11 protein-coding genes are annotated in these 6211 nt (G+C 33.6%); all 11 read right to left on the minus strand.

Annotation, left to right across the window (positions count from 1 at the left end):
* Window positions 1-142 precede the first annotated feature (142 nt).
* Window positions 143-484, minus strand: coding sequence for a 50S ribosomal protein L17 (gene rplQ, locus ACRC28_RS05595; protein WP_438542465.1), 342 nt, complete (start codon window positions 482-484; stop codon window positions 143-145).
* A gap of 12 nt (window positions 485-496) precedes the next feature.
* Window positions 497-1444, minus strand: a complete 948-nt coding sequence (locus ACRC28_RS05600; protein WP_438542466.1) for a DNA-directed RNA polymerase subunit alpha — start codon at window positions 1442-1444, stop codon at window positions 497-499.
* Window positions 1445-1522: 78 nt separating this feature from the next.
* A complete protein-coding gene (gene rpsD, locus ACRC28_RS05605; protein ID WP_438542467.1) occupies window positions 1523-2143 on the minus strand; it encodes a 30S ribosomal protein S4 in 621 nt (206 codons plus the stop codon).
* A 29-nt stretch (window positions 2144-2172) separates the two neighbouring features.
* Complete coding sequence (gene rpsK, locus ACRC28_RS05610; protein WP_438542468.1) at window positions 2173-2562, minus strand: 30S ribosomal protein S11; 390 nt, start codon at window positions 2560-2562, stop codon at window positions 2173-2175.
* A 16-nt stretch (window positions 2563-2578) separates the two neighbouring features.
* Window positions 2579-2944 carry a 30S ribosomal protein S13 gene (gene rpsM / locus ACRC28_RS05615; protein WP_438542469.1) on the minus strand — a complete coding sequence of 122 codons (366 nt, stop codon included), beginning with the start codon at window positions 2942-2944 and terminating at the stop codon, window positions 2579-2581.
* A gap of 225 nt (window positions 2945-3169) precedes the next feature.
* Window positions 3170-3283 (minus strand): 50S ribosomal protein L36, encoded by a 114-nt coding sequence (gene rpmJ / locus ACRC28_RS05620; protein WP_003373491.1) that lies wholly within the window; start codon window positions 3281-3283, stop codon window positions 3170-3172.
* Window positions 3284-3320: 37 nt separating this feature from the next.
* Window positions 3321-3539, minus strand: a complete 219-nt coding sequence (gene infA / locus ACRC28_RS05625) for a translation initiation factor IF-1 (protein ID WP_438542470.1) — start codon at window positions 3537-3539, stop codon at window positions 3321-3323.
* A gap of 7 nt (window positions 3540-3546) precedes the next feature.
* Window positions 3547-3828 (minus strand): hypothetical protein, encoded by a 282-nt coding sequence (locus tag ACRC28_RS05630; RefSeq protein ID WP_438542474.1) that lies wholly within the window; start codon window positions 3826-3828, stop codon window positions 3547-3549.
* A gap of 67 nt (window positions 3829-3895) precedes the next feature.
* Window positions 3896-4642, minus strand: a complete 747-nt coding sequence (gene map / locus ACRC28_RS05635) for a type I methionyl aminopeptidase (RefSeq protein WP_438542471.1) — start codon at window positions 4640-4642, stop codon at window positions 3896-3898.
* 1 nt (window position 4643) lies between these two features.
* Window positions 4644-5288, minus strand: coding sequence for an adenylate kinase (locus tag ACRC28_RS05640; protein WP_438542472.1), 645 nt, complete (start codon window positions 5286-5288; stop codon window positions 4644-4646).
* A 24-nt stretch (window positions 5289-5312) separates the two neighbouring features.
* Window positions 5313-6211: preprotein translocase subunit SecY (locus ACRC28_RS05645; protein WP_438542473.1), on the minus strand; the 899-nt coding region annotated here is incomplete at its 5' end.

Here is a 6211-nt window from a genome sequence, read left to right on the forward strand (position 1 = left end):
TATTTCTTTATAAAATTCAACTTTCCTTTTAAAGTTCCCTATTCATTATATACTAAAAAATGCCTATTTTAAAATTTAAAAATATTCTTTTTTTATATATAAAAAAGAGGATTAAGCCTAAACCTAATCCCCTCCTGAAGTATTATACTAATTCAAGTATAACAACTTCAGCTCCATCTCCTCTTCTAGGACCTTTTTTGATCATTCTAGTGTATCCACCGTTTCTCTCAGTGTATTGTGGAGCTATTTTATCAAATAAATTTTTAACTACTAATTCTTCTTGAACAAAAGCTAAAACTTGTCTTCTAGCGTGAAGATCTCCTCTTTTAGCAAGAGTTATCATCTTTTCTGCTATACGTCTAGTTTCTTTTGCTCTAGTTTCAGTTGTTTCAATCTTACCATACTTTAAAAAACTAGTTACAAGACCTCTTAACATAGCTCTTCTTTGATCAGTAGGAAGACCTAACTTACGTTGTTGTGCCATGGATTTCCCTCCTTACTCGTCGCTCAATTTTAAACTTAAACCTAATTCTTTAAGCTTCTTTTCAACTTCTTCTAAGGATTTCTTTCCTAGATTTCTAACTTTCATCATATCATCCATAGATCTCTGAGCAAGTTCCTGAACTGTATTTATTCCAGCTCTCTTTAAACAGTTATATGATCTAACTGATAAATCAAGTTCTTCTACAGTCATTTCTAGTACTTTTTCCTTCTTGTCTTCTTCTTTTTCAATCATTATCTCGACATCATTAGTGTTGTCAGTTAATGACATGAACAGTTTGAAATGTTCTATTAGGATTTTAGCTGATAAGCTGATAGCTTCATCAATCTTAACAGTTCCATCTGTCCATATTTCTAAAGTTAACTTATCGTAGTCAGTAATCTGACCTACTCTAGTATTTTCAACTTTAAAGTTAACTCTTTTTACTGGTGTATAAATAGAATCTACAGCTATTGCTGATATTGGTAATTCATCACTCTTATTTTTGTTCTGAGTAACGTATCCTCTTCCTCTATTTACAGTTAACTCCATATAAAGTCTTCCATCATTGTCTAAAGTCGCAATATGTAAATCCTTATTAACAACTTCAACATCTCCGTCAGTCTTTATATCAGCTCCTGTTATTACACCTGGTCCCTTAGCATCTATATAGATAGTTTTAGGACCTTCACCATTCATTCTTAAAGCTAAAGCTTTAATGTTAAGAATAATTTCTGTAACATCTTCTTTAACTCCTTGAATAGTAGAGAATTCATGAAGAACTCCATCAATTTTCACTGATGTAACAGCTGCTCCTGGTAAAGATGATAATAATATTCTTCTTAGAGCGTTTCCTAAAGTAATACCATATCCTCTTTCTAATGGTTCAACTGAGTACTTACCATAAGTACCGTCTTCATTAACTTCTACACATTCAATTATTGGCTTTTCGATTTCTAACATACGAACCCTCCTCTGATATTAAAATGGCAACCTATTTGAGGGCAACTGATTCATATTTGCTTAAAACAAATACTTCAATTATTTGCTATATAACTCAACGATAAGAGTTTCATTAACTGGTACGTCAATGTCTTCTCTTTCTGGCATAGCAACTACTTTGCCTTCGTAGTTTTCAACGTTAGCTTCTAACCATTTTGGTAAAGTCTTTGGATTTTCAACGAAAGTTTTGAACTTTTCGCTTCCTCTGCTCTTCTCACAAACAGCAATTATGTCGTTTACTCCTACTTTGTAAGAAGCAATATCAACTTTTTTACCATTTACTAAGAAATGTCCGTGGTTAACTAATTGTCTTGCTTCGTTTCTTGAAGCTCCGTAACCTAATCTATATACAACGTTATCTAATCTTAATTCTAATAACTTTAATAAGTTTTCACCAGTGATACCCTTCATGTGTTCAGCCTTTTCATAATATGCTCTGAATTGACCTTCTAACACTCCGTATATTCTTCTAGCTTTTTGTTTTTCTCTTAATTGTACTCCGTAGTCAGATAATTTCTTTCTAGCTGCACCGTGTTGTCCTGGCGCGTAGCTTCTTCTAACGAAAGCACATTTGTCTGTATAACATCTATCCCCTTTAAGGAATAACTTCATACCTTCTCTTCTACATAATCTACATGTAGCTCCAGTATATCTTGCCATCTAATTACACCTCCTGTTTTGAATCGATACTAAACTCTTCTTCTTTTTGGTGGTCTACATCCATTGTGTGGAATTGGAGTAACATCTTTAATTAGAGTTACTTCTAATCCTGCTGCTTGTAAAGATCTTATTGCTGCTTCTCTACCAGCCCCAGGTCCTTTAACATAAACCTCTATGCTTTTTAATCCGTGTTCCATTGCTACTTTAGCTGCAGTTTCTGCCGCCATTTGAGCTGCAAATGGAGTGCTTTTTCTTGATCCTTTGAAGCCTAGAGCTCCAGCACTTGACCATGATAATGCATTTCCAGCTGCATCTGTTAAAGTAACTATTGAGTTGTTAAATGTTGATTTTATGTGCGCTGCACCATGCTCAACGTTTTTTCTTTCTTTTCTTCTTCTAGTCTTTTTAACCTTTGCCATTGCCTTCCCTCCTTATCTATTTCTTCTTGTTTGCGATTGTCTTCTTAGGACCTTTTCTTGTTCTCGCATTAGTTTTAGTTTTTTGTCCTCTTACTGGAAGTCCTCTTCTATGTCTCATTCCTCTGTAACAGCCAATTTCAACTAATCTTTTGATATTTAAAGCAACTTCTCTTCTTAAGTCACCTTCAATAGTAAGTTCCTTAATGTAAGTTCTTAAAGCATTAACTTCGTCCTCAGATAAATCCTTAACTCTTGTGTCTGGATTTATTCCTGTTGCTGCTAATATCTTATGTGAAGTAGGTAACCCGATTCCGTATATATAAGTTAAACCTATTTCAACTCTTTTTTCTCTTGGTAGGTCAATACCTGCTATTCTTGCCATTAAAATTTACACCTCCTGGTAATTGAAATGCGTATTATCCTTACGATAATTTTTAAAAATATATATAATAAAATTTTAGGCCAATAGCGAGAATTTGTTCTCCTATTGTCAGCCGCCCTAAAATCTAATTATTGAATTAAATGCCTATATAATCATATTTGACTTTTAAGAAAAAGTCAACTAATTTTAAATACCTAATCTGTATTTTTTGCCTAATATTTTATATTAGCCTTGTTTTTGCTTGTGCTTAGGATTTTCACAGATAACCATTACTCTTCCTTTTCTTTTTATTACTTTGCACTTCTCGCAAATAGGCTTAACTGATGGTCTTACTTTCATCGCTAACCCTCCTTGTAATATTTAGATAGTTACTATCTTATTTTGCTCTCCAAGTAATTCTACCTTTACTTAAATCGTATGGTGAAAGCTCTACTGTAACTTTGTCACCTGGTAAAATTCTTATGAAGTTCATTCTTAATTTTCCTGATATATGTGCTAGAATTTTATGACCACTCTCAAGTTCTACTTGGAATGTTGCGTTCGGTAGGGATTCTAAAACCACACCTTGCATTTCTATAACATCATCTTTTGACATAAGGTAATCAACCCTCCTTAACAATGTATCTTAATTTTAGAAATCTCTTAATTCTTAAGTCAGCATTTTTCTTTTTTTCTATAATGGTAGTCTTCAGTTCATCATCTATATTATCTATAAAAGATAAATGCTTAATATTTTTCTTTTTCGGATTGCTAATAATTTTATTATCTCCGTTTACTAGTAATAAATTCTGGGCTTTATCAGAACCAACTACTATATATAAATGATCTTTATCTCTACCAGATAAAGAAAGTACCACTTTTCCAATCAAGTCATTGTTCTGCAAATTATTCACCTCGATGATTACCTTAGATATAAACTGCATTTGCAAATTTATAACTAAGCAACACTCATTAAATTAGTGTTAATATTTCGGGTCCATCTGGTAATATTGCAACTGTATTTTCGTAATGTGCTGATAGGCTTCCATCACTTGTTACAACTGTCCACCCATCACTTAATGTTTTTGTTCTAAACGATCCAGCGTTTATCATGGGTTCTATTGCTAGAACCATACCATTGTTCAGAAGTGGACCCTTACCCGGATTACCGAAGTTAGGTACCTCAGGATCTTCATGTAGATCTCTGCCTATCCCGTGCCCTACAAAATTTTTAACAACTGAAAATCCATGAGATTCAGCATAACTCTGTATTGCATGTGATACATCTGACAACCTTTTTCCTTTTTCAGCATACTTAACACCTTCAAAGAATGATTGTCTTGTAACATCAATAAGCTTTTGTGCCTCTTCTGTTACTTGCCCTACTGGAAAAGTTCTAGCTGCATCCCCATGAAACCCATCTAAATAAGCTCCACAATCAACACTTACTATATCCCCATCCTTTAGGACATATTTCCCTGGTATTCCATGAATAATTTCATTGTTTACAGAAATACATAGTGCTGCAGGAAAACCATACAATCCTTTAAAGGAAGGTTTAGCTCCTTGACTCGTTATAAACTCGTCTGCAATTCTATTTAATTCTGCCGTACTTATTCCAGGCTTTATACTTTTTTCTAATAGTAGAAGTGTTTCACCTACTATCCTTCCTGCAGCTCTCATTTTAGAGATTTCTGATTCATTCTTTAGGAATATCATCCTACTCTCCTAAAACCTTGCAGATACTTTCAAATACTGAATTGATAGCCTGTGTTCCATCAACAGTTGAAAGTAAGTTTTTATCTTTGTAAAAATCAATTAGCGGTTGTGTTTGTCTTTCATACACATCAAGTCTTTCTTTTACAGTTTCCACTGTATCATCCTTTCTCTGTATAACATCACTTCCACAAACATCACATTTACCTTCAACCATTGGAGGATTGAATTTTACATGATAACTTGCTCCACATGATGGACAAACTCTCCTACCAGTCATTCTCTCCAGTATAAACCCGCTAGGTACTTCTATACATAAAGCTGTATCTAACTTTTCGTCTCTACCTTCTAAGAATTCTTGTAAAGCTTCTGCTTGATTTACTGTTCTTGGAAATCCATCTAAAAGATATCCATTTTTACAGTCATCTTGCTGAAGTCTATCCTTTACCATATCTATAGTAACGGAATCTGGAACTAACTGTCCATTATCCATATATTTTCTTGCCTCTACACCTAATGGTGTATTTTCAGAAATATTCTTTCTAAAAATATCACCTGTTGATATGTGAGGTATAGAATATCTATTACTAATTGATTTTGCCTGTGTTCCCTTACCTGCTCCAGGAGGACCTAATAATATAATCTTCACGGGCATCATCTCCATTATCTATTCTTATTTAAGAAATCCTTTGTAGTGTCTCATTACTAATTGAGACTCTAGTCTTCTCATAAAGTCTAAAGCAACACTAACTACAATCAGTAGTGCTGTTCCTCCAAATTGAACTCCTTTTAAAGAAGAATAATTCGAAATCAATATTGGTGTTACAGCTAAAACAGCCGCAAATATACCACCTATTACTGATACTCTATTTAAAACTTTTTCAAAGTATTCTGTTGTTGGTTCCCCTGGTCTTATTCCTGGAATAAATCCAGCAGACTTATGCAGATTTTCTGACATTTCATCTGGTTTGAATGTAACCTGAGTATAGAACCATGTAAAGAATATAGTTAGTATTGCATACACAACTGGGTACATCCATGTTTGATCATTAAATATACTCATGTTGCTACTTCTTATCCAAACAGCCCAAGCTTTATCTGGGAAGAAGCCAGCTATTGTTGGTGGAAATTGCATAACAGACATTGCAAAGATTATTGCAATTACCGCTGAACCAATAATACTTAAAGGTATATGTGTTGATTGAGCTTTTGTTACTTTATTCCCAACAGCTTTTCCTGCATATTGTACTGGTATTCTTCTCTCAGCTAGTGAGAAATAGATTACTGCAGCTAATGCAACTAATGCAAATACTGCAAACAGTACTAATTCTACTATATTTACTTCATTTTGATTTTTTAACATTAAGATTGAGCTAAGCTCTACTGGTAATCTTGATATGATGTTAATGAAAATTAGTATTGAAATACCATTACCAAATCCTTTAACAGTTATCTGATCACCTAACCACATACAGAAAGTTGAACCAACTATAAGTGCTAATATTACTATCCCTATCTGAGCTGAAGTAATTCCAGCAGTTGCTCCAGGAACTCTTGATATTGTTAAATACA

This window comes from Clostridium sp. (assembly GCF_051650885.1).
In the GTDB taxonomy this organism is placed as follows: Bacteria; Bacillota; Clostridia; order Clostridiales; family Clostridiaceae; genus Clostridium.